This is a genomic window from Cellulomonas sp. HZM, assembly GCF_000708885.1.
In the GTDB taxonomy this organism is placed as follows: domain Bacteria; phylum Actinomycetota; class Actinomycetes; order Actinomycetales; family Cellulomonadaceae; genus Cellulomonas.
Window position 1 is genome coordinate 1 of record NZ_JEOE01000016.1, and the last position, 21,386, is coordinate 21,386.

The window sequence follows — 21,386 nt, forward strand, 5'->3', positions numbered from 1 at the left end:
GCGTGGGGCGGGTCCGGGATCGCCCGGTCGTCGTCCCGGGAAGGGGTACCCGTGCTGCTGCGTCGCATCGCACGTCCGATGTTCGCCTCGTGGTTCGTCGGGCAGGGGCTGGACGCCGTGCGCCACCCCGCGGCCCACGCCGCCGACGCCCGTGGCGCGATCGACCTGGTGCGCCGCCGCACGTCGCTGGACGTGTCGGTCAGCGACCGCACGCTCACCACCGCGGTGCAGGCCCACGGGGTCGCGGTCGCCGCGGCGGGCGTGCTGCTCGCGGTCGGCAAGGCCCCGCGCACGGCGGCCCTCGCGCTCGCCGCGCTGACCGCGCCGCTCGTCGTCGTGAACCTCCCGGACAAGGCGGCCGACGAGGGGTCGGTGGAGCTGCGCCGCGCTCGCCGCGAGCGGCTCGTGCGGTCGGTCGCGTTCGTCGGTGGCGCCCTCATCGCGGGCGTCGACCTCGAGGGCAGGCCCGGCATGGGGTGGCGCATCTCCCACGCGCGCGCGCAGCACGCGGCGGCTCACGAGTGAGCCGTCCCGCAGCACGGGCGCGCGGCGTCGAACGCACGCCCCGCCGATAGCCTGGCCGCATGACCACGACGACCCTTCCCCTGTGGCCCGCGCCCGTGGCGGACCGCCCGCTCGACGCGACCGTCGTGGTGCCCGGCTCCAAGTCCCTGAGCAACCGCTACCTCGTGCTCGCGGCGCTCGCCGACGGGCCGAGCACGCTGCGCAGCCTGCTGACGTCACGCGACACGCGGCTCATGGGCGCGGCGCTCGAGACGCTCGGCGTGGGCATCGACCAGGGCACCGACTGGCACGTCACGCCCGGGCGCCTGCGCGGGTCGGTCACGGTCGACTGCGGGCTGGCGGGGACCGTCATGCGCTTCCTGCCGCCCGTCGCGGCGCTCGCCGACGGACCGGTGCACTTCAAGGGCGACGTCGAGGCGCTCGCGCGCCCCATGGGCCCGATCGTGCGCGCCCTGCAGGACCTCGGCGTGCGGGTCGACGAGGAGGGCGAGCCCGGCCGGCTCCCGTTCACGGTGCACGGCGAGGGGTCCGTGCGCGGCGGAGCGGTCGAGGTCGACGCCTCGGGCTCGAGCCAGTTCGTCTCGGGGCTGCTGCTCGCGGCGCCGCGGTTCGAGCGCGGCCTCGTCGTGCGGCACACCGGCGCGACCCTCCCCTCGATCCCGCACATCGACATGACGGTCGAGGTCCTGCGCGCGGCCGGCGTCGAGGTCGACACGTCGGTCCCCGCGACGTGGGCCGTCGCCCCCGGGTCGCTCGCGGCGCGGGACGTGCGCGTGGAACCTGACCTGTCCAACGCCGCGCCGTTCCTGTGCGCGGCGTTGGTCGCGGGCGGCAGCGTGCGGGTGCCGGGCTGGCCGGCGACGACGACGCAGCCCGGTGCCCTGCTGCCCGGGATCCTCGAGCGCATGGGGGCCCGCACGTCGCTCGACGGCGACGTGCTCACCGTCACGGGCACCGGCGACGTCCGCGGTGTCGACCTCGACCTGCACGCCGCGGGTGAGATCGCCCCGACGATCGCGGCCCTCGCCGTGCTCGCGGACTCCCCCACGGCGCTGCGCGGGATCGCGCACCTGCGCGGCCACGAGACCGACCGGCTGGCGGCGCTCGCCGCGGAGATCACCGCGCTCGGCGGCCTGGCCCGCGAGACCGACGACGGGCTCGAGATCGACCCGCGCCCGCTGCACGGCGGCGAGTGGCGCACGTACGCGGACCACCGGATGGCGACCGCCGGTGCGCTCGTCGGGCTGCGCGTCCCGGGCGTCCTCGTGCAGGACGTCGCGACGACCGCCAAGACGCTTCCCGACTTCGTCGGGCTGTGGGACGGGATGCTGGGCGCACGCTGATGGCCGGCCGCCGGTACGACGAGAGCGACGTGCGCATCCGGCCCGGCCGCGGGTCGCGCCCTCGCACCAAGCAGCGACCCGAGCACGCCGACGCCGAGCAGGCGCTCGTGACCGGCGTGGACCGGGGGCGGTACGCCGTGCTCGTCGACGCCGACGGCCCGGGCGAGCGGCGCACGGTCGCGATGAAGGCACGTGAGCTGGGGCGCGAGCGCGTGGTCCCCGGCGACGTGGTCGACCTCGTCGGGGACACCTCGGGCGACGAGGGCACGCTCGCGCGCATCGTGCGCATCACCGAGCGGCGCACCGTGCTGCGGCGCACCGCGGACGACACCGACCCGGTCGAGCGCGTGATCGTCGCGAACGCCGACCAGCTCGTGATCGTCACAGCGCTCGCCGACCCGGAGCCGCGCACCCGCATGATCGACCGGTGCGTCGCCGCGGCCTACGACGCCGGGATGGACGCGCTGCTCGCGCTCACCAAGGCGGACCTCGCCGACCCCGCGGACCTCGTCGGCCTCTACGCACCGATCGGCGTGCGCGTGGTCGTCACGCAGACCCGTGCGGACGGCACGATCGCCGGGCTGGACGACGTGCTCGGCGCGCTGGACGGTCGCACGTCGGTGCTCGTCGGGCACTCCGGCGTCGGCAAGTCGACGCTCGTCAACGCGCTCGTCCCGGACGCCCAGCGCGCGACCGGGGTGGTGAACGACGTCACGGGTCGCGGGCGGCACACGTCGACGTCCGCGGTCGCGCTGCGCGTGCCCGCGACCCCGGACCCCACGTGGGTGATCGACACCCCGGGCGTGCGCAGCTTCGGGCTCGCGCACGTCGACCCGCAGCACCTGCTCGGCGCGTTCGCCGACCTCGCTGCGGTCGCCGAGGACTGCCCGCGCGGCTGCACGCACGCCGCCGACGCACCCGACTGCGCGCTCGACGACTGGGTCGCGCAGGACCCCTCGGACACCGCGCGTGCGGCCCGCGTGGACTCGTTCCGGCGGCTGCTCGCGAGCCGCCTCGGCACCGCCGACTGACCCGCCGCTACGGTGGGCGCATGAGCCTGCGCCCCGGGTACGACGACGACCTGCGCCTCGCGCACGTGATGGCCGACCAGGTGGACGGGCTGACGATGTCCCGCTTCAAGGCGCTCGACCTGCGCGTCGAGACCAAGCCGGACCTGACCCCGGTGTCCGACGCCGACCGGGCCGCGGAGGAGCTGATCCGCGGGCAGCTCTCGCGTGCACGTCCGCGCGACGCGGTGCACGGCGAGGAGATGGCCGACACCGGGCACGGGCCCCGGCGCTGGGTGGTCGACCCCATCGACGGCACCAAGAACTTCGTGCGCGGGGTCCCCGTGTGGGCGACGCTCATCGCGCTCATGGAGGGTGACGAGGTGGTGGTCGGCCTCGTCTCGGCACCCGCGCTGGGTCGGCGCTGGTGGGCCGCCCAGGGCGCGGGCGCGTGGTCGGGGCGTTCGCTCGCGTCTGCGTCCCGCCTGCAGGTGTCCGCCGTGGACCGGTTGGAGGACGCATCGCTGTCCTACTCGAGCCTGAGCGGCTGGGAGGAGCAGGGGCGCCTCGAGCAGTTCCTCGGGCTGACCCGGCGCGTGTGGCGCACGCGCGCGTACGGCGACTTCTGGTCGCACGTGCTCGTCGGCGAAGGGGCCGTGGACCTGTCCGCCGAGCCCGAGCTCGCGCTGCACGACATGGCCGCCCTCGTGCCGATCGTCACCGAGGCGGGTGGCCGCTTCACGTCCGTGCGGGGTGTCCCGGGTCCGCACGGCGGCTCCGCGCTGGTGTCCAACGGCCGGCTGCACGACGAGGCGCTCGAGCTGCTGGACCCGTTGCCGTGAACCCGGGAACCGGTCCGGCCCCGGACCGGGCACGTTCGTTCTCGCTCGGTGTGGGCGCGTACGCCGCGACGCGGCCCGGCTACCCGACGACCGCCGTGCGGTGGGCCGTCCCGCGCGAGGCGCGCACGGTCCTTGACCTCGCCGCCGGGACGGGCAAGCTCACGGCCGCGCTCGTGGGCCTGGTGCCCGAGGTGATCGCGGTCGAGCCGTCCGACGAGATGCGCGCCGAGCTCGTGCGGGCGCTGCCGGGCGTGCGCGCGCTGGCGGGGACCGCCGAGGCGACCGGCCTGCACGACGCGTGCGTCGACGCCGTGACCGTGGGCCAGGCGTGGCACTGGTTCGACGCCGCGTCGGCGTCGGCCGAGATCGCGCGCGTGCTGCGGCCTGGCGGCAGGCTCACCGTGCTGTGGAACGTCCGCGACGAGAGCGAGCCGTGGGTCGCCGAGTTCTCGCGCATCGTGCACCGCGGCGACGACCTCGCGGACCACTTCGACCCGCCCGTGCTCGGGCCCGGATTCGGGCCGGTGGAGGCCGAGCGGTTCTCGTGGGTCGAGCGGATCCCCACCGCCGCGCTGCGGCCGCTCGCGGCGAGCCGGTCGTTCCTGCTGACCATGCCCGACGACGAGCGGGACGCGCGGCTCGCGGAGATCGACGAGCTCGTCGCGACCCATCCCGACCTGGCCGGAAGCGAGGCCGACCTGCCGTACGTGACGCGTGCCTACCGCGCGACCGTCTCCTGAGAGACACCCAGCAGCGCGGGCAGCTCGCGCAGCGACGTGATCCTCGCCTGGACGGCTGCCAGCTGCTCGTCGGTCACCGTGTGCCGACGGTCGCCGGGCCGGTCGATCCACACGCCGACGAGCCCCGCGTCGCGCGACGCGATCGCGTCGAGCACCACGTCGTCGCCCACGTACGCCGTACGTGCGGGGTCGGTGCCGAGCCGGCGGCACGCCTCGGCGAACGCTCGCGGGTCCGGCTTGCCGTACCCGAGGGTGTCGACGCCGACGAGCATCGGGACGCGGTCCCCGAGCCCCGCGCGCTCGAGCTTGGCGACCTGGTAGGCGGTCGCGGCGTTGGACAGGGCCCCGACGACGAGGCCCGCGTCGAGCAGCGCGTCGACGACCTCGGACGCGTCGTCGTGCGCGAGCCACGCGTCGCGGAACGCCGCGTCGAACAGGTCGTCCCACGCGTCGTACGCCTCGTCGTCGAGCACCGGGCCGCCGAACTCGGCGTGCAGGTCGTTCGCACGGGCCATGCGCTGCGCGCGGTACGTCGTCTCGCCGCGCGTGTAGGCGCCGTACTGGTCGTGGGCGTCGGCGCGCCAGCTCGTCACCAGCTCGTCGTCCCGCTCGGGCGCGACAGCCGGCAGGTAGCGTCGGGCGACCGCCGACAGCGCGTGCCCGAACGCCTCGCGCGTCGCGACGAGCGTGTCGTCGATGTCGAACAGCACGCCGTCGACCGGCGGCAGCGCCGTCACAGCGACGCGCGCAGCGCCGCGATGCGCGCGAGCGCCGACTCACGCCCGAGCAGCTCGATCGACTCGAACAGCGGCGGCGACACGCGGCGACCCGTGATCGCGACGCGCAGCGGTGTGTACGCGAACCGCGGCTTGATCCCCAGCCCGTCGACGAGCGCCGCCTGCAGCGCCTCCTGCGTGACGGCCGGGTCGAGCGACGGGACCTCGGCGAGCACGCGCGCGGCCTCGTCGAGCACCTGCGCGGACTCCTCGCGCAGCGCGCCGCGCGCGTCGTCCTCCACCACGAGCTCGTCGTCCGAGCGGAACAGGAACCCGAGCATCCCGACCGACTCGCCCAGCAGCGTCATGCGCTCCTGCACGAGCGGCGCGGACGCCGTGAGCAGGTCGCGGTGACGTTGGGACAGGTCGGCGAACGAGTCGGCGGGGACGAGGCCGGCGGCGTGCAGGTACGGCACGAGGCGGTCGCGGAAGTCCTCCGGCGCGAGCATCCGCACGTGCGCACCGTTGATCGCCTCTGCCTTCTTCAGGTCGAAGCGCGCGGGGTTCGGGTTGACGTCGGCGACGTCGAACGCCGCTACCAGCTCGTCGACCGTGAAGATGTCCCGGTCGGCCGACAGGCCCCACCCGAGCAGCGACAGGTAGTTGAGCAGGCCCTCGGGCGTGAAGCCACGCTCGCGGTGCAGGAACAGGTTGGACTCGGGGTCGCGCTTGGACAGCTTCTTGTTGCCCTCGCCCATGACGTACGGCAGGTGGCCGAACACGGGCATCACGTCGGCGACACCGAGCTCGAGCAGTGCGCGGTACAGCGCGACCTGCCGCGGGGTCGACGAGAGCAGGTCCTCGCCGCGCAGCACGTGCGTGATGCCCATGAGCGCGTCGTCGACCGGGTTGACGAGCGTGTACAGCGGGTGCCCGTTGGCGCGCACGATCACGTAGTCCGGGACCGAGCCGGCGCGGAACGTGACGTCGCCGCGCACCAGGTCGGTGAACGTGAGGTCCTCGTCCGGCATGCGCAGACGCAGCACGGGCTCGCGGCCGGCCTCACGGAAGGCGAGCTTCTGCTCGTCGGTCAGGTCACGGTCGAAGCCGTCGTAGCCGAGCTTCGGGTCCCGGCCGGCTGCGCGGTGGCGTGCCTCGATCTCCTCGGGTGTCGAGTAGGACTCGTACGCGTAGCCCCCCTCGACGAGGCGCCGCGCCACGTCGGCGTACAGGTCGTAGCGCTGCGACTGCCGGTACGGCTCGTGCGGGCCACCGACCTCGACGCCCTCGTCCCAGTCCAGCCCGAGCCAGCGCAGCGCGTCGAGCAGCTGCTGGTAGCTCTCCTCCGAGTCGCGCGCGGCATCCGTGTCCTCGATGCGGAACACGAACGTCCCGCCCACGTGGCGTGCGTACGCCCAGTTGAACAGCGCGGTGCGGACGAGGCCGACGTGCGGCAGGCCGGTGGGCGACGGGCAGAAGCGCACACGCACGGCGGAGCCGCTGGCAGGAGTGGTGGTCACCGCTCCAGGGTAGGCGGTCGCAGCGACCCCTCGTCGCGGTATCGCGGGTCCGTGGACGGGCGCAGCGCGAGCACGCTCGACAGGTGCTCCCTGATCGACGGTGCCGCCGAGCCCGTCCACCAGTCGTCGGGCACGGGCCGCGCCTGGATGCGCACGCCGGTGCTCGCGTGCAGCGCGTCGAGCAGCACGTACGCCGTCGACGGGAGGCACACGACGCGCTGCGGGGGTCGCAGCCCGCGCAGCCGCATCTCGACGGGCAGTCCGGCGGTGTCGACGCGGACGCCCGGCAGCGCCGCGAGTCGTGCCTCCACCGCGGGGTCGCTGCGCCGGTGCGGCAGGTACGCGACGTCGTTCTCGCGCGCGAGGGACGCGACCCACTCCACGTACGGGTCCGCCTTCACCCAGCCGTCCGCGACGAGCGCCGAGCCGACGACGACCACGGGCTCGGCCGGCGCGATCGGCGGCTGCTGCGTCGCGAGCCACGCGAACCGGTGCGTCACGACGTCCACGCCGATGCCGTGCAGGTGCGTCATGAGCGGCACGTCGAGCGGCATCGCGGTGAAGAGCGTGAGGCGCCCGTCACGCGCGAGCCGCCGCAGCCTGCGCGTCACGAGCGCACCGAGCACCCGGCGCGCCTGCCCGACCGCACCGCCGGACGTCCGGCTCGCACGCACCGCGGGCTCGCCGGCGACGAGCGCGCGCGCGAGGGCGACCGTCGCGAGGCCGTCGTCGAGCAGCACGACGTGGCCGTGCACGCGCCTGCGCACGAACGCCTGCTGCCACTGGCCGGAGAACGCGTCACCCACGAGCCACGTGCCGCGGGGCGGGACTGCGACGTCCTCCGACGTCGCCCCCAGGTGCATGCGCACCCCGGCGGGCAGGCCGCCCGCGTCGATCATGCGTGCCGCGTCGTCGAGCGCGGGGACACCAGAGCGGACGCGCACGAGCGTGCGCTCGCCCGCGAGGCCCGCGGCGTGCGCCTCGAGCGCACCCAGGAGCTGCAGGGGCGACTCGACGACGGCCGCGGACGCTCCCGACGACGCGGCCACCGTCAGGCGCCCACGCGACGCAGGCGCGACATCGGGGCGATCTCCCCCGGCATGACGCGCTTGACGCCGTCACCCATGGCGTCCTGCAGGATCCGGATGTCACGCACCAGGTGCTCGAGGCCCGCGGGCTCGAGCGACGACGCCTGGTCGGAGCCCCACATCGTGCGGTCGAGCGTGATGTGACGCTCCACGGCGACGGCACCGAGCGCGACCGCGGCGAGCGAGATCTGCAGGCCGCGCTCGTGGCCCGAGTAGCCCACCGGGACGCCGTAGCGCTCGCGCAGGGTCTCGATCGTGCGCAGGTTCGCCTCCTCGGGCGGCAGCGGGTACGTCGACGTGGCGTGCAGCATGACGAGCTCGTCGGTGCCCAGGATCTCCACCGCGGCGTCGATCTGCTCGAGCGTCGACATGCCGGTCGACAGGATGATCGGCTTGCCGGTGTCCGCGAGCGCGTGCAGCAGCTCGGTGTCGGTGAGCGACGCCGAGGCGACCTTGTGCGTCGGCACGTCGAGCTCCTCGAGGAACGCGACGGACGGCACGTCCCACGGCGACGCGAACCACTGCAGACCGCGCTCGGCGGCGTGCTGCGCGACCTTCTGGTACTGCTCGCGGTCGAACTCGACGCGGTAGCGGTACTCGAGGTACGTCATCTCGCCCCACGGCGTCTGCCGCAGCTTGTCGCGCATGTCCTTCGGGGTGCTGATCTCGGGCGTGCGCTTCTGGAACTTGACGGCCTGCGCGCCCGCGTCCGCGGCCACGTCGATGAGCCGGCGCGCGATGTCCACGTCGCCGTTGTGGTTGAGGCCGATCTCGCCGATCACGTAGACCGGCTGGCCCTCGCCGACCAGGTGCTGGCCGATGGCGACGGGCGCGGTGTTGGTGTCGGAGACGGTCATGGTGTTCCTCTCGGTCGTCGTCGCCGCCGGGTGGCTGCGACGGGCGTTCGTGGGTGCGTGGGTGCGGGTGTCCGCGAGCGGGCGGGAGCGGGCATCGACGATGCGGTCGCACACCTCGCGCACCGCGCCGTCACCCCCCTTGCGTTCCAGGACGACGCGTGCGGCGGCGCGCACGCGCGGGTGGGCGTCGGCGACGGCGACGGGCCAGCCGACGCGGGCCATCGCGGCCAGGTCGTTGACGTCGTTGCCGACGTACGCGACGCGGTCGGGGTCGAGCCGGTTGACGGCGATCCACTCGTCGAGCGCGGCCGCCTTGTCCTCGACGCCGTGCAGCACGTCGACACCGAGCTTGTCGGCGCGCGCGCGGACCACCGGGTTGCGCTCGGTGGACAGGATGAGCAGCGGCACGCCGGCGACGCGGCGCAGCAGGTTCACGCCCATGCCGTCGCCGCGGTGCACGCGCACCGACTCGACACCGGCGCCGTCGACCCACGCGTGGTCGTCGGTGTGCACGCCGTCGAAGTCGGTCACGAGCGCGTCGACGTCGAGCGGCCCGGCAGCCGTACCTGCCAGGCCACGCGCCCGTTCGAGGTCCGCGGGCTCGTCGATCTCGAGCGAGAGCCGCTCGTCGACCGGCTGGAGCGCGACCCGACCGAAGAAGCGGGTGCCGTGCTCGCGCAGGCCCGCGGTCCGCATGACGTAGAAGGCGCCGGTCTCGCGGAAGTGCGGGTCACGGTCCTGGCGGCGCGGTCGGTGCGCGAGGTCGTGCCCGACCGGCCGCGCGTGCCCGTCGGCGAGCGTCCACTGGAAGTCGTGCGTCGGGGCGACCGCGACGGCCACGTCCGCCTCGTCGTCCGCGACCTTGCGGACGGCCTCCGCGAGGTCCGCGGGGTCGACGAACGGCGACGTGCACTGCAGCAGCACGACGACCTCGCGGTCCTCGTCGAGGACGTCGAGCGCGTGCAGGACCGCCGACTCCGACGACGCCGTCGCACCCGAGATCTCGGCGGGCCGGTCGACGACGTGCGCGCCATGGCGCCGCGCCTCGGCCACGATCCCCTCGTGGTCCGTGGACACCACGACGCGCCCGACGCCGCGTGCCGCGAGCGCCGCCCGGACCGCGCGGCCGACGAGCGAGACCCCGCCCACGGGCTCGAGGTTCTTCAGGGGGACGCCCTGCGAGCCGCCGCGTGCGGGGATCACGACGAGAGCGCCGTGCTGCGCTCCGTGCTGTGCGCCGATCGCGTCCTGAGGACCTGACATGCCGCGAACGTAACGACGCGGATCGACGCGTGGACGACGTCCAGGCGCCGCGCGGGCGAACGTCGCCCCCGCCCGGTGAACCCTGGCTGAACGACCCGCCCTGGGGCGAGAGTCAGTGGCGGCGCAGCACCGGGTTGCGCAGCACGCTGCACCACCCGCGCCGCCCTGGGGCGAGAGTCAGTGGCGGCGCAGCACCGGGTTGCGCAGCACGCCGATCTCCTCGACCTCGCACTCCACGACGTCCCGGTCGACGATCGGGCTCACGCCCGCGGGGGTGCCCGTGAGGATCACGTCACCCGGCAGGAGCGTGAAGATCTCCGAGATGTACGAGATCAGGTATGCCACGTCGAACACGAGCTGCGACGTGCGGCCGTCCTGCTTGGTCTCGCCGTTGACGCGTGCGCGCACGGCGAGGTCGTCGACGTCCAGGCCCGGCACGACCCACGGCCCGATCGGGCACGCCCCGTCGAAGCCCTTCGCACGCGCCCACTGCCCGTCGCTGCGCTGCGCGTCGCGGGCGGTGACGTCGTTCGCGACCGTGAATCCGAAGACGTGGTCGAGCGCGCTCTCGACAGGGACGTCCTTGGTGACCTTGCCGATGACGACGGCCAGCTCTGCCTCGTGCTCGACGTGCTCGGTCCAGTCGGGCAGCACGATCGGGTCGTCGGGGCCGATCACCGACGTGTTGGGCTTGAGGAACAGCATGGGCGCGGACGGGACGTCGTTGCCCATCTCCGCGGCGTGGTCGGCGTAGTTGCGCCCCACCCCGACGATCTTGGAGCGCGGGATCACGGGCGCGAGCAGGCGCACGCCGTCGTCGTCGAGCCGGACGCGCTCACCCGTGGGCTGCACCGGCATGTAGAGCGGGTCGCCGCTGATGACGACGAGCTCCTCGTGGCCGGGCTCGCCGTCGACGAGGGCGAAGCGGGGGTCGGAGCCGGTGGTGAACCTCGCGATGCGCATGGCCCCAGCGTAGGTGCGCTCAGGCGCGGGCCAGCACCTCGCCGTGCAGGACGGAGAACCAGCCGTCCTCCTGGGTGCCCCACTCGCGCCACGCGTCGGCGAGCAGCTCGAGCCCGACCTCGTCGGCCAGCCCGTGCTCGATCGCCTGCGCGGCGAAGTCGGACGCCACGCACCGGTCGGCCCACAGGCCCGACCACCACGCACGGTCGGTGGGCGTCGAGTAGCACCAGACGCCGGCGCTGGGCGCGATGCCCGCGTCGTCGAAGCCGGCCTCACGAACCCAGGACAGCAGGCGGCGGCCGGCGTCGGCCTGCGCCCCGTTCGCCTCCGTGACCTCGTGGTAGAGCGCGGACCACTCGTCGAGCCCGGGCGACGACGGGAACCAGGTCATGCCGGAGTAGTCGGCGTCACGCACCGCGACCAGGCCACCGGGCTTCGTGACGCGGCGCATCTCGTGCAGCGCGGCGACGGGATCCGTGAGGTGCTGGAGCACCTGGTGGGCGTGCACGACGTCGAACGAGTCGTCGGCGAACGGCAGGGCGTAGGCGTCGGCGACGTCGAACGTGACGGCGACCTGTGCGTCCTTGGCGGCGTCGCGCGCGATGTCGATGACCGCCTGGGACGCATCGATCCCGACGACCTCGCCGGGCGCGAGCCGGCGTGCGAGGTCGATCGTGACCGTGCCGGGTCCGCACCCGACGTCGAGCAGGCTCTGCCCCTGACGCAGCGAGCCCAGCAGGTACGCGGCCGAGTTCTCGGCCGTGCGCCACCGGTGCGAGCGCAGCACGGACTCGTGGTGACCGTGCGTGTAGACGTCGCGCTGGGCCGACGACGGGGCTGCGGGGCTGTTCACACGGACCAGTAAGCCGCGTCGCTCGTCGTGTTTCAAGTGACGGGACGTGATGGTCCGCGATGCGAGACTCGCGCGCGCGCCGCGCTCACGGCCAGCGCAGGCCGTGCTCCCACCACTCACCGTCGCGCCGGTAGCGCAGGCGCACGTGTGCGCGGTCCGCGCTCCCCTGCCAGAACTCGATCGTCGACGGCTCGAGCAGCCACGCCTGCCAGTCGTCGAGCGGCCCGTCGTCGAGCGCCGCGGCCTCGAACGCCGCGTGCAGCTCGTCGACGGACCCGAGCGGCTCGCCCGGCCGGCTCGCGCGCGCCGCCGCACGCGACGCAGCGCCGCGCGCGGCGAAGTCCCGTGCGGACTCCTCCGCCCCGAGCCACCTGGCGGTGCCCGTCACGCGCACCTGGCGCACGAGCGGCTGCCACCAGAAGGAGAGCGCGGCCCGCGGGTCGCTCGCGAGGTCCGCGACCTTGGCCGAGCGCGCGTCCGTCGCGAACGCGAAGCCCTCCGGACCCACCGACCTGAGGATGAGCACGCGGGCGGTCGGACCGCCGGCGCCTGTCGTCGAGAGGGTCGCCGCCCGAGCCTCCGGGACCGCGTCGAGCGCATCCGAGAACCAGTGCGCGAACAGCTCCATCGGGTCGTCGGGCGCGGCGTCGGGGTCCAGCCCTCCCGGTTCGCCGACGAGCGCCGCCGACCGCGCAAGACGCGCGTTGAGGCCTTCCCAGTCGACGCTCACGACGCGAGCGCCACGATCGTCGCCGCGACCGCGAGCGCCGGCACGACGCCCTGAGTGGCCGCCGCGCGCGCCATGCGGCGGTCGGTGCCGACGAGCACGAGAGCTGCGGCGACCATCGATCCGCAGGCCGCGAGCACGAGCGCGCCCCCCACGGCGTGCTGCCCCGCCCCGACCAGCACGACGCCCACGAGCGCGACGACCGCGAGGAACAGGTTGTAGAAGCCCTGGTTGAGCGCCCACGGGCGCACCGCCTCGACGTCCTCGCCTCGGGTGCGGAACCTGCCGTGCACCTCGGGCCGCGAGAACAGCACGGCCTCCATGAGGAAGATCACCACGTGCAGCACGGCCGCCGCCGTGGCCAGGACCTGCGTCGTCACCCACACGCTCCGCAGTCTGGCGGGCCGCGGCCGACGGCGCCAGCCCGCCTACCCTGGTGAGATGCCGACCGTCCTCGCCGCGCCCGCATGGGCCGACGCCGCCGCACGCCACGAGCGTCGCGCGGACGAGCTGACCGCAGCTCACCGCGCTCGCCGCGCACGCGGTGAGCGCCACGCGGTCGAGGACTTCATGTTCGAGTACTACCCCGCCAAACCGGCGGCGCTGCGCGTGTGGCACCCCGGCGCCGGGGTGGCGCTCGCTCCGGGCAGCACACCGACTCCCCTTGCCGACCGACGGTGGTACGCGACCGACGAGCACGGTGTCGTGCGGCTCGACGTCGACGCGTTCCTCGCCGACCGGGGCGACACCGTCCGGTTCGTCGTCGCGCTGCTCTCGGCGACCGCCGCGCGCCCGGCCGCGACCGGGTGCTTCGGCCTGCACGAGTGGGCGATGGTCTACCGCCAGGATCGGCACCGCCACACGCTCCCGCTGCGCCTGGGCCAGGACGGGACCGACGAGGTCGTCGAGCGGCACCGCATCCGGTGCACGCACTTCGACGCGTTCCGCTTCTTCACGCCGGACGCGGTTCCGCTCAACACCCTGCAGCCGACCCGCGAGACCCAGGTCGCCACCGACCAGCCGGGCTGCCTGCACGCGGCCATGGACTGCTACAAGTGGGCCCTCAAGCTCGGACCGCTCGTGCCCGGAGACCTGCTGCTCGACTGCTTCGAGCTCGCGATGGAGATCCGGTGCACGGACATGGCGGCGTCGCCGTACGACGTCTCTTCCTACGGGCTCGCACCCGTCGCGATCGAGACGCCCGAGGGGAAGGCCGAGTACGTCCGACGCCAGCGCGACTACGCGGCGCGGTCGAACGCGCTGCGCGCACGTCTGCTCGCGGCAGCGGCAGCGGCAGCGACGACGACCGCCTGAGGTCTCACGTCGCGCTCGACAGGACGCGGAACGCACGCCACGCGAGCCACCCGAGGACGGCGACGCCCACGAGCGTGGCCAGGTAGAGCCAGAACGGCACGAACGGCAGCAGCACGTCGTGGAGCATCCCGAGCCCGATCCCGACGAGCGCCGCCACGAGCTGGACCGCGTAGTCCTTCGGCCGTCTGCGGCGCTTCGGCGACGGCCCGACGTACGCCTCGGCCCGAACGGTCCGCGCGTGCGGCATCCCGTCGTCCATGCGATCCCCCTCTGCGGGTCCCCCGTTGCAGGTCCCCTCATGCACACATCGCGCGTGCCGCTCGTGCCCGACCCGAGGCCGGTGCGGCGAGCGTAGCGCCAGGTCAGTCCCGCGCGTACCGCCCGACGAACTCGCGCAGGATCCCGTGCACCGCGCCCACCCGCGCCCCGGCGACCCCGGCCAGCACCCTGTCCATCTCCCCCGCCGGGTAGTACCCGTTGCGCTGGTACACGCGGATCCGGGTGGTGATGCCCTCGACGTCCAGCTCCGGGTGGAACTGCGTCGCGTACAGGTTCGAGCGGACCCGGAACATCTGCACCGGGCACGTGGCCGACGACGCGAGCAGCACGGCGCCGGGAGGCACCTCGCGGCACGCCTCCTTGTGACCGACGAAGGCCTCGAAGGACGCGGGCATCGAGGCGAGCAGCGGGTCCGCGCGCCCGTCGGGGGTCAGCGTCACGGTGACCGGCCCGATCGGTTCGGCGTACGTCCCGTCGATCACGGCACCCTGGTGCGTCCCCAGCGTGCCGACGCCGTAGCAGGCGCCGAGGAACGGGAAGTCGGCGGGCACCAGGCGGTCGAGCAGCGCCGACATCTCGGCCTCGACACGCAGCTGCACGTCGGACTTCGAGTCCGCGCTCGCATCGAAGGGGCTGCCCCCGACGATCACGCCCGAGATCGCGTCGAGGTCGATCGCCGGCATGGGCTCGCGCTCGAGCCGCACGCGCACCAGCTCGGAGGGCCGCAGGCCGCCGTACCGCAGCATCGCGGCGTACTCGCCGTCCGCGGCGACGTCCTGCGCCCGGGACGCGAGCAGCACGAACGGCAACACGTCGTCGAGGCTATCGAGCGTGCGCCGGTCCGCACGTCGAGGGCGCACACTGACGCCATGAGCGCCGTCCTCGTCACCGGAACCTCCTCCGGCATCGGTCTGTCCACCGCGATCGCAGCAGCACGCCAGGGGTGGGACGTGGTCGCCACGGTGCGGTCTCACGACAGGGCCGCCGCTCTGCTCGAGGGCGCGCGATCCGCGGGCGTCACGCTGGACGTCCGCGAGCTCGACGTCACGCGCGCCGACGACGTCACGGCGCTCGTCGACGCCGTCGCGAAGGACCACGACGGCCTGGAGGCGCTCGTGAACAACGCGGGCGCCGGGCGCGTCGGCACCGCGGAGATGCTCTCGCTCGAGGACGTGCGCGAGGTCATGGAGGTCAACTTCTTCTCGGTCGTCGCCGCGACGCAGGCGGCCCTGCCGCACCTGCGCGCGAGCGGCGGCCGCGTGGTGACGGTGACGAGCGTCGGCGGCGTCGTCGGCCAGCCGTTCAACGACGCGTACTGCGCCGCCAAGTTCGCTGCCGAGGGGTTCCTGGAGAGCCTGCACCCGGTCGCGGCGACGGCTGGGGTGGCGGTCGTCGTGGTCGAGCCCGGGGCGGTCGCGACGCACTTCGCGACGGGGGCGGTCGCCGACGAGGACGCGCTGCGCGACGAGGCGGGGGCGTACGGGTCCGCGCTCGACGCCTACCTCGCGCGCACCGCGGGAGTGTTCGCGGCCGCGCAGCACCCCGACGCGGTCGCGGAGGTGGTCGTCGACGTCCTGCGGCGCGACGAACCGCCGTTCCGGGTGCAGACCTCGGACGTCGCGCGCGTGTTCGCCGGCCTCAAGCTCGCGGATCTGGACGGCTCGCGCGTGACGGGAGCGACCGCCGCCTGGCTCGTGTGACGCCAACCCTCATCGCGGGGGCACGAGATGCCGATGATCTCCCGCATGAGCGTGCTCACGCGGGAGATGCTGGTCGGTGGCGCGGTGGCCGCCGCCGTAGGTGTGGTGGTCGCGGTCGGGACGCTGGTCGCCGACCACGCGCGCGCCGCGCACGGCTGAGACGCGCACGGCTGACGCAGGTCAGCCCCGCGCCCGCACGTCGTCGACCCCGCGGTTCGCCAGCGCGTCGGCCCGCTCGTTGCCCGGGTCGCCGGCATGCCCCTTGACCCACACCCACCGCACGGAGTGCCGCGCGACCTGCGCGTCGAGCTCGACCCACAGCTCCTGGTTCTTCACGGGCTTCTTGTCCGCGGTGCGCCAGCCGTTGCGCTTCCAGCCCGCCACCCACTTGGTCACGCCGTTCATCACGTACTGCGAGTCCACGTGCAGCGTGACGTCGCACGGCTTGTTGAGCGCGGTCAGGCCCTCGATGACGGCCGTGAGCTCCATGCGGTTGTTCGTCGTGACGGCCTCGCCGCCCCACAGCTCGCGCTCGTGACCGCCGGAGCGCATCCACGCGCCCCATCCCCCGACGCCGGGGTTGCCCTTGCAGGCCCCGTCGGTCCACATCTCCACCACGGGCCGCTCGTCGCTCACGGGCGTCACCCTACGACGAGCCGGGCGTGCGAGGATCGCGTGTGCCCACGACCCTCGCCGACCGGATCCCGGCCGACCCGACCGACGCCGACGCGCTCTACGAGGCGTTCACCGGCTGGGCCGACGAGCGTGGTCTGACGCTGTACCCGCACCAGGAGGAGTCGCTGCTCGCGCTGGTCAGCGGCGAGCACGTCATCGTCAGCACCCCGACCGGCTCGGGCAAGTCGCTCGTCGCCGTCGCGGCGCACTTCGTCGCGCTCGCGCAGCGGCGGCGCACGTTCTACACCGCGCCGCTCAAGGCACTCGTGAGCGAGAAGTTCTTCGCGCTCGTCGAGGCGTTCGGGTCGGCGAACGTCGGCATGATGACCGGCGACTCGTCGGTCAACGCCGACGCCCCGATCATCTGCTGCACCGCCGAGATCCTCGCCAACCTCGCGCTGCGCGACGGGCCCGACGCGGACGTCGGCCAGGTCGTCATGGACGAGTTCCACTTCTACGCCGACCCGCAGCGCGGCTGGGCGTGGCAGGTGCCGTTGCTCGAGCTGCCGCGCGCGCAGCACGTCCTGATGTCCGCGACCCTCGGCGACGTCGCGTTCTTCGCGGAGGACCTCACGCGCCGCACGGGCCGGGACGTCGCGGTGGTGACGAGCGCCGAGCGACCGGTCCCGCTGACGTTCTCCTATGTCGTCGAGCCCCTGCACGAGCTGCTCGACGAGCTGGTCCGCACGCGCCGCTCCCCCGTGTACGTCGTGCACTTCACGCAGAAGGACGCGGTCGAGCGCGCACAGTCGCTGCTGTCGACGCCGCTGACGAGCCGTGAGCAGCGCGACGCGATCGCCGCCGAGCTGGGCGACTTCCGGTTCGGGCCAGGATTCGGGCGCACGCTGTCGCGTCTGCTCCGGCACGGCGTGGGCGTGCACCACGCCGGGATGCTGCCGAAGTACCGGCGCGTGGTCGAGCGCCTGACGCAGAAGGGGCTGCTCCCCGTCGTGTGCGGGACGGACACCCTCGGCGTGGGCATCAACGTGCCCATCCGCACCGTCGTGCTCACGAGCCTGGTGAAGTACGACGGCGTGCGCATGCGGCACCTGTCCGCGCGCGAGTTCCACCAGATCGCCGGGCGCGCGGGGCGCGCGGGGTTCGACACCGTGGGCGAGGTCCTCGTGCTCGCACCCGACCACGTGATCGAGAACCGGCGCGCGCTGGAGAAGGCGGGCGACGACCCGCGCAAGCTCAAGAAGATCGTGCGCAAGCAGGCGCCGGCCGGGCACGTGAACTGGACGGACAAGACGTTCGAGCGCCTTCGCGACGCCCCGCCCGAGCCGCTGACGTCGTCCTTCGCCGTCTCGCACGCGATGGTCCTGCACGTGCTCGCGCGCCCGGGCGACCCGGTGGCGGCCATGACGCGGCTCCTCACCGACAACCACGAGCCCGAGGGCGCCCGCGGGCGGCACGTGCGGAGGGCGATCGCGGTGTACCGCTCGCTGCGGGCCGCGGGCGTGGTCGAGCGCGTCTGGGTCGACGACGCGAGCGTCCCGCGCGGGCGCCGCCGCACGGTCCGCCTCACGCACGACCTGCCGAGCAACTTCGCGCTCAACCAGGCCCTCTCCCCGTTCGCCTACGCGGCTCTCGACCTGCTCGACCGCGACGACCCCGCGTACGCGCACGACGTCGTCAGCGTCATCGAGGCGACGCTCGACGACCCGCGCCAGGTGCTCGCCGCGCAGGAGAACAAGGCCCGCGGCGAGGCGGTCGCGGCGATGAAGGCCGAGGGCATCGAGTACGACGAGCGCATGGCGCTGCTCGCCGACGTCACGTACCCCAAGCCGCTCGCCGAGCTGCTCGAGGCGGCGTTCGCCACGTACCGGCAGACCAACCCGTGGGTGGCCGACCTCGCGCTGTCGCCCAAGTCGGTGGTCCGCGAGATGCACGAGCGCGCCGCGACGTTCGCGGAGTACGTGAGCCTCTACCAGCTCGACCGCACCGAGGGGGTGCTGCTGCGCTACCTCGCCGACGCGTACCGCGCGCTGCGCCAGACCGTCCCCGAGGACGCTCGGACCGAGGAGGTCTGGGAGATCGTCGAGTGGCTCGGCGACCTGGTCCGCCGCACCGACTCGAGCCTGCTCGACGAGTGGGAGCGCCTGGCCAACCCCCTCGACGAGCACGGCGCCGACGCGCCGGGCGCGCAGGACGACGACACCCCCGAGCCGATCACCGCGAACCCGCGGGTGCTCCGCGCGCTGGTGCGCGGGGCCATGTTCCGCCGCGTCGAGCTGGTCGCGCGGGAGGCCTACGACGCCCTGGCCGCGCTCGGCGACACCGACGAGGACGGCGAGCCGTGGACCGCGGACCGCTGGGCGCAGGCGCTCGACCCGTTCTACGACGACCACGACGAGGTGCTCACGGGCGCGCCCGCACGCGGCCCCGCGCTGTTCCAGGTCACGACGTCGGCGACCAGCTGGCGCGTGCGCCAGCTCCTGGACGACCCGGAGGGGGACCACGACTGGCGCATCGACGCCGTCGTCGACCTCGACGCGTCCGACGAGACGGGCGAGGTCCGGCTCGCCGTGACCGCCGTCGGACCCCTGTGACGTGGCCGCAAGATAGGTAAGGCGGCCCTGTATCTGCGCAGGTCAGGCCAGCCTTTCCAACGGTGACAGGCTCCGCCTGCCGTGCCTACGGTGGCGCCATGAGCGCACTGACGGCACCCCTGCTCGGAGCTCGTCGCCCCGTCACCTCCGCACGTCTGAACCGCCTGCGCGCGGGCGTGCTCGGCGCCAACGACGGCATCGTGTCGGTCGCCGCGATCGTCGTGGGCGTCGCGGGGGCATCGGCCGGCGTCGCGGCGGTCGCCACCGCGGGCGTCGCGGGGCTCGTCGCCGGCGCGCTGTCGATGGCGTCGGGCGAGTACGTCTCCGTCAGCTCGCAGCGCGACGCCGAGCGGGCCGGCACCGGCACTCGTGCGGACGACGACGAGCTCACCAACCCGTGGCACGCCGCATGGGCCTCGCTCGGCGCGTTCGTCGCGGGCGGCGTCGTGCCGCTCCTCGTCGCGATCGCGCCGTGGGCGCGGGCCGCGCTCGTGCCGGCGGTCGTCGTCGCGGTCGTGCTCGCGCTCGTCGTGACCGGTGCCGTGAGCGCCCGGATCGGCGGCGCACCGACGGGCAGGGCGGTGGTCCGCAACGTCGTCGGCGGTTCGGTCGCGATGGCGGTGACGTTCGCCGTCGGGAGCATGGTCGGCCTCGCGGTCTGACGTGCGCGCCTGGGACGCTGTGCGCGTGACCAGGAAGCCTCCCGCCGGCACGCCGGCTCTCGTCGCGCTCGCCGCCGCCGGCATCGAGCACACGGCGCACGCCTACGAGCACGACCCGGCCTCCGACCTGGGCTACGGCCTGGAGGCGGCGCAGGTGCTCGGCGTCCCGCCCGAGCAGGTCTTCAAGACCCTCATGACGCTCGTCGACGGCACGCTCACGGTCGCCGTCGTGCCCGTGACCGGACAGCTCGACCTCAAGCTGCTCGCCGCGGCTGCGGGCGGCAAGCGCGCGACCATGGCCGGCAGGCCCGAGGCCGAGCGGGCGACCGGCTACGTCGTCGGCGGCATCTCGCCGCTCGGGCAGCGCGCGGCGCACCCGACCGTGGTCGACGAGACCGTGTGGCTGTTCGACACCGTGTACGTCTCGGGCGGCCGGCGCGGGCTCGACGTCGAGCTCGCACCCGACGACCTCGTCCGGCTGACGTCGGCGACCGTGGCTGCGATCGGCCGCGACTGACGCGACCATGTCCGCGCTACCCCGCGCTATCCCGCGCTATCCCGCGCTACGGCCCGACGGTGCGCAGCGAGCTCGTCGGCACCACGCGCTTGCCCAGCGGCGCGAGGGACACGGGCACCAGCTTGAGGTTCGCGATCCCCAGCGGGATGCCGATGATCGACAGGAACAGCGGGATCGACGTCAGCACGTGACCGATCGCGAGCCAGATCCCCGCGACCAGCACCCAGATCACGTTCCCGAGCACCGAGAAGATCCCCGCGGTCGGCTTGTCGACGAGGGTCCGCCCGAAGGGCCACAGCGTGTACCCGGCGATGCGGAACGACGCGATGCCGAACGGGATGGTCACGATCAGGAGGCAGCACACGATCCCGGCGAGCGCGTAGCCGGCCGCGAGCCACAGACCTGCGAAGATCAGCCAGACGACGTTGAGGATCGTGTTCACCCCCCTACGGTCCCACCCGATGACCCCCGGCGACAGCCGCCGCACGTACGACGAGGACGACCACCCGTGGACGACGAGCTCGACGACCGGCTCGCAGCCGTGCGCGCACGCGTCGCGCGCGCCTGCTCCGACGCGGGGCGAGACCCCGGCGCGGTCCGGGTGCTGCTCGCCACCAAGACGCAGGACGCATCGACGATCCGCGCGGCGCTCGAGGCCGACGCGCGTGCGTGCGCGGCCGACCCGACGCTGCGGCCGGTGCTCGTCGGCGAGAACCGGGTGCAGGAGCTGGTGGCGAAGGCCCCGCTGCTCGCGGACGTCACGGGCGGGATCCACCTCATCGGCCAGCTTCAGGCCAACAAGGTGAACGCCGCACTGCGCTGGTCCTCGTGCATCGAGTCGGTCGACTCGATCGCGCTCGCGCGCCGGCTCGCGGAACGCACGGAGGGCCTCGACGTCCTCGTCCAGGTCAACGTCTCGGGCGAGCCGACGAAGAGCGGCACGTCGCCCGAGGGCGCGCTCCCCCTCCTCGAGGAGGTCGCGGGGCTCGGCACGCTGTGCGTGCGCGGGCTCATGACGATCGGGCTTCGCAGCGACGAGAGCGCCGCGGTGCGCGCGGGCTTCGACACGCTCCGCCGGCTGCGCGACGCCGGGGCCGCACGCGGCCTGTGCGGTCCCGAGCTCTCGATGGGCATGAGCGGTGACCTCGACCTGGCAGTCGCCGCGGGCGCGACGGTCGTGCGCGTCGGCACCGCGGTGTTCGGCGCGCGCAGGGTCTGAACCGTGCGCGTGGGCGACGTCCGC

23 protein-coding genes and 1 pseudogene are annotated in these 21,386 nt (G+C 74.1%); 11 read left to right on the forward strand and 13 right to left on the reverse strand.

The features are described from left to right. The 5 genes from AW16_RS0110095 to AW16_RS0110115 all read left to right on the forward strand — a co-directional run. Positions 1–525, forward strand: a 525-nt coding sequence (locus tag AW16_RS0110095; protein ID WP_231496012.1) for a DoxX family membrane protein, incomplete at its 5' end; no start/stop codon positions are given. A gap of 59 nt (positions 526–584) precedes the next feature. After that, on the forward strand, positions 585–1,868 hold the full coding sequence (aroA, locus tag AW16_RS0110100; RefSeq protein ID WP_029290065.1) for a 3-phosphoshikimate 1-carboxyvinyltransferase: 1,284 nt from the start codon (positions 585–587) through the stop codon (positions 1,866–1,868). Next, on the forward strand, positions 1,868–2,899 hold the full coding sequence (gene rsgA, locus AW16_RS0110105) for a ribosome small subunit-dependent GTPase A (protein ID WP_029290067.1): 1,032 nt from the start codon (positions 1,868–1,870) through the stop codon (positions 2,897–2,899). Before aroA ends, rsgA begins: the two co-directional genes overlap by 1 nt. A gap of 20 nt (positions 2,900–2,919) precedes the next feature. After that, a complete protein-coding gene (hisN, locus tag AW16_RS0110110; protein ID WP_029290069.1) occupies positions 2,920–3,717 on the forward strand; it encodes a histidinol-phosphatase in 798 nt (265 codons plus the stop codon). Next, the gene (locus tag AW16_RS0110115; RefSeq protein ID WP_029290071.1) at positions 3,714–4,457 is read left to right on the forward strand and encodes a class I SAM-dependent methyltransferase; all 744 of its coding nucleotides are present in this window, start codon (positions 3,714–3,716) and stop codon (positions 4,455–4,457) included. Before hisN ends, AW16_RS0110115 begins: the two co-directional genes overlap by 4 nt. Here the strand turns inward: AW16_RS0110115 and AW16_RS0110120 are convergent. From AW16_RS0110120 to AW16_RS0110160, 9 genes and pseudogenes are all read right to left on the reverse strand, one after another. Further along, the gene (locus tag AW16_RS0110120) at positions 4,436–5,194 is read right to left on the reverse strand and encodes an HAD family hydrolase (RefSeq protein ID WP_034648725.1); all 759 of its coding nucleotides are present in this window, start codon (positions 5,192–5,194) and stop codon (positions 4,436–4,438) included. The two genes, AW16_RS0110115 and AW16_RS0110120, sit on opposite strands and share 22 nt — an antisense overlap. After that, positions 5,191–6,693 (reverse strand): glutamate--tRNA ligase, encoded by a 1,503-nt coding sequence (gene gltX / locus AW16_RS0110125; RefSeq protein ID WP_029290075.1) that lies wholly within the window; start codon positions 6,691–6,693, stop codon positions 5,191–5,193. The genes AW16_RS0110120 and gltX overlap by 4 nt, the downstream gene beginning before the upstream one ends. Next, a complete protein-coding gene (locus AW16_RS0110130; RefSeq protein ID WP_051681851.1) occupies positions 6,690–7,742 on the reverse strand; it encodes a hypothetical protein in 1,053 nt (350 codons plus the stop codon). Before AW16_RS0110130 ends, gltX begins: the two co-directional genes overlap by 4 nt. Before the next feature lie 2 nt (positions 7,743–7,744). Continuing rightward, positions 7,745–8,638 carry an N-acetylneuraminate synthase family protein gene (locus tag AW16_RS18635; protein WP_029290170.1) on the reverse strand — a complete coding sequence of 298 codons (894 nt, stop codon included), beginning with the start codon at positions 8,636–8,638 and terminating at the stop codon, positions 7,745–7,747. Positions 8,639–8,776: 138 nt separating this feature from the next. Next, positions 8,777–9,901 (reverse strand): annotated as a pseudogene (locus tag AW16_RS18640) (cytidylyltransferase domain-containing protein); the annotation flags it as partial. Between the two features lie 177 nt (positions 9,902–10,078). After that, positions 10,079–10,864, reverse strand: a complete 786-nt coding sequence (locus AW16_RS0110145; protein ID WP_029290079.1) for a fumarylacetoacetate hydrolase family protein — start codon at positions 10,862–10,864, stop codon at positions 10,079–10,081. Between the two features lie 19 nt (positions 10,865–10,883). Continuing rightward, on the reverse strand, positions 10,884–11,717 hold the full coding sequence (locus tag AW16_RS0110150) for a methyltransferase domain-containing protein (RefSeq protein ID WP_029290081.1): 834 nt from the start codon (positions 11,715–11,717) through the stop codon (positions 10,884–10,886). 85 nt (positions 11,718–11,802) lie between these two features. Then, on the reverse strand, positions 11,803–12,447 hold the full coding sequence (locus AW16_RS0110155; RefSeq protein ID WP_034648729.1) for a pyridoxal 5'-phosphate synthase: 645 nt from the start codon (positions 12,445–12,447) through the stop codon (positions 11,803–11,805). Continuing rightward, entirely contained in the window at positions 12,444–12,824 is a 381-nt protein-coding gene (locus AW16_RS0110160; RefSeq protein ID WP_369794778.1) for a DUF1304 domain-containing protein, read from the reverse strand. Before AW16_RS0110160 ends, AW16_RS0110155 begins: the two co-directional genes overlap by 4 nt. 61 nt (positions 12,825–12,885) lie before the next feature. On the opposite strand from AW16_RS0110160, the gene AW16_RS0110165 reads away from it, so the two are divergent. Further along, entirely contained in the window at positions 12,886–13,758 is an 873-nt protein-coding gene (locus AW16_RS0110165; RefSeq protein WP_034648731.1) for a hypothetical protein, read from the forward strand. A gap of 4 nt (positions 13,759–13,762) precedes the next feature. Here the strand turns inward: AW16_RS0110165 and AW16_RS0110170 are convergent, their stop codons facing one another. Together AW16_RS0110170 and AW16_RS0110175 are read right to left on the reverse strand one after the other, a co-directional pair. Continuing rightward, entirely contained in the window at positions 13,763–14,017 is a 255-nt protein-coding gene (locus tag AW16_RS0110170) for a hypothetical protein (protein WP_029290089.1), read from the reverse strand. A gap of 103 nt (positions 14,018–14,120) precedes the next feature. After that, positions 14,121–14,849, reverse strand: coding sequence for a glutamine amidotransferase (locus tag AW16_RS0110175; RefSeq protein WP_029290091.1), 729 nt, complete (start codon positions 14,847–14,849; stop codon positions 14,121–14,123). 57 nt (positions 14,850–14,906) lie between these two features. On the opposite strand from AW16_RS0110175, the gene AW16_RS0110180 reads away from it, so the two are divergent. After that, positions 14,907–15,737 carry an SDR family NAD(P)-dependent oxidoreductase gene (locus tag AW16_RS0110180; protein ID WP_029290093.1) on the forward strand — a complete coding sequence of 277 codons (831 nt, stop codon included), beginning with the start codon at positions 14,907–14,909 and terminating at the stop codon, positions 15,735–15,737. 180 nt (positions 15,738–15,917) lie between these two features. Here the strand turns inward: AW16_RS0110180 and rnhA are convergent, their stop codons facing one another. Continuing rightward, positions 15,918–16,346, reverse strand: a complete 429-nt coding sequence (gene rnhA / locus AW16_RS0110190) for a ribonuclease HI (RefSeq protein WP_051681859.1) — start codon at positions 16,344–16,346, stop codon at positions 15,918–15,920. 68 nt (positions 16,347–16,414) lie between these two features. Between rnhA and AW16_RS0110195 the strand changes: the two genes are divergently transcribed. From AW16_RS0110195 to ybaK, 3 genes are all read left to right on the forward strand, one after another. Further along, a complete protein-coding gene (locus tag AW16_RS0110195) occupies positions 16,415–18,964 on the forward strand; it encodes an RNA helicase (protein WP_029290098.1) in 2,550 nt (849 codons plus the stop codon). 98 nt (positions 18,965–19,062) lie between these two features. Continuing rightward, positions 19,063–19,626, forward strand: a complete 564-nt coding sequence (locus AW16_RS0110200) for a VIT1/CCC1 transporter family protein (protein WP_029290100.1) — start codon at positions 19,063–19,065, stop codon at positions 19,624–19,626. A gap of 25 nt (positions 19,627–19,651) precedes the next feature. Further along, on the forward strand, positions 19,652–20,143 hold the full coding sequence (gene ybaK / locus AW16_RS0110205) for a Cys-tRNA(Pro) deacylase (RefSeq protein WP_029290102.1): 492 nt from the start codon (positions 19,652–19,654) through the stop codon (positions 20,141–20,143). Positions 20,144–20,189: 46 nt separating this feature from the next. Here ybaK and AW16_RS0110210 read toward each other — a convergent pair whose 3' ends face one another. Continuing rightward, positions 20,190–20,585 (reverse strand): YccF domain-containing protein, encoded by a 396-nt coding sequence (locus AW16_RS0110210; protein WP_029290104.1) that lies wholly within the window; start codon positions 20,583–20,585, stop codon positions 20,190–20,192. Positions 20,586–20,651: 66 nt separating this feature from the next. Between AW16_RS0110210 and AW16_RS0110215 the strand changes: the two genes are divergently transcribed. Continuing rightward, on the forward strand, positions 20,652–21,362 hold the full coding sequence (locus AW16_RS0110215) for a YggS family pyridoxal phosphate-dependent enzyme (protein WP_029290106.1): 711 nt from the start codon (positions 20,652–20,654) through the stop codon (positions 21,360–21,362). Positions 21,363–21,386 lie beyond the last annotated feature (24 nt).

What these genes read in the sequence shown, in the direction of transcription:
- aroA (WP_029290065.1), top strand. Translation starts at nt 585, where the DNA reads ATGACCACGACGACCCTTCCCCTGTGGCCCGCGCCCGTGGCGGACCGC.
- rsgA (WP_029290067.1), top strand. Translation starts at nt 1,868, where the DNA reads ATGGCCGGCCGCCGGTACGACGAGAGCGACGTGCGCATCCGGCCCGGC.
- hisN (WP_029290069.1), top strand. Translation starts at nt 2,920, where the DNA reads ATGAGCCTGCGCCCCGGGTACGACGACGACCTGCGCCTCGCGCACGTG.
- AW16_RS18635 (WP_029290170.1), bottom strand. Translation starts at nt 8,638, where the DNA reads ATGACCGTCTCCGACACCAACACCGCGCCCGTCGCCATCGGCCAGCAC.
- AW16_RS0110145 (WP_029290079.1), bottom strand. Translation starts at nt 10,864, where the DNA reads ATGCGCATCGCGAGGTTCACCACCGGCTCCGACCCCCGCTTCGCCCTC.
- AW16_RS0110165 (WP_034648731.1), top strand. Translation starts at nt 12,886, where the DNA reads ATGCCGACCGTCCTCGCCGCGCCCGCATGGGCCGACGCCGCCGCACGC.
- AW16_RS0110170 (WP_029290089.1), bottom strand. Translation starts at nt 14,017, where the DNA reads ATGGACGACGGGATGCCGCACGCGCGGACCGTTCGGGCCGAGGCGTAC.
- AW16_RS0110180 (WP_029290093.1), top strand. Translation starts at nt 14,907, where the DNA reads ATGAGCGCCGTCCTCGTCACCGGAACCTCCTCCGGCATCGGTCTGTCC.
- rnhA (WP_051681859.1), bottom strand. Translation starts at nt 16,346, where the DNA reads ATGTGGACCGACGGGGCCTGCAAGGGCAACCCCGGCGTCGGGGGATGG.
- AW16_RS0110200 (WP_029290100.1), top strand. Translation starts at nt 19,063, where the DNA reads ATGAGCGCACTGACGGCACCCCTGCTCGGAGCTCGTCGCCCCGTCACC.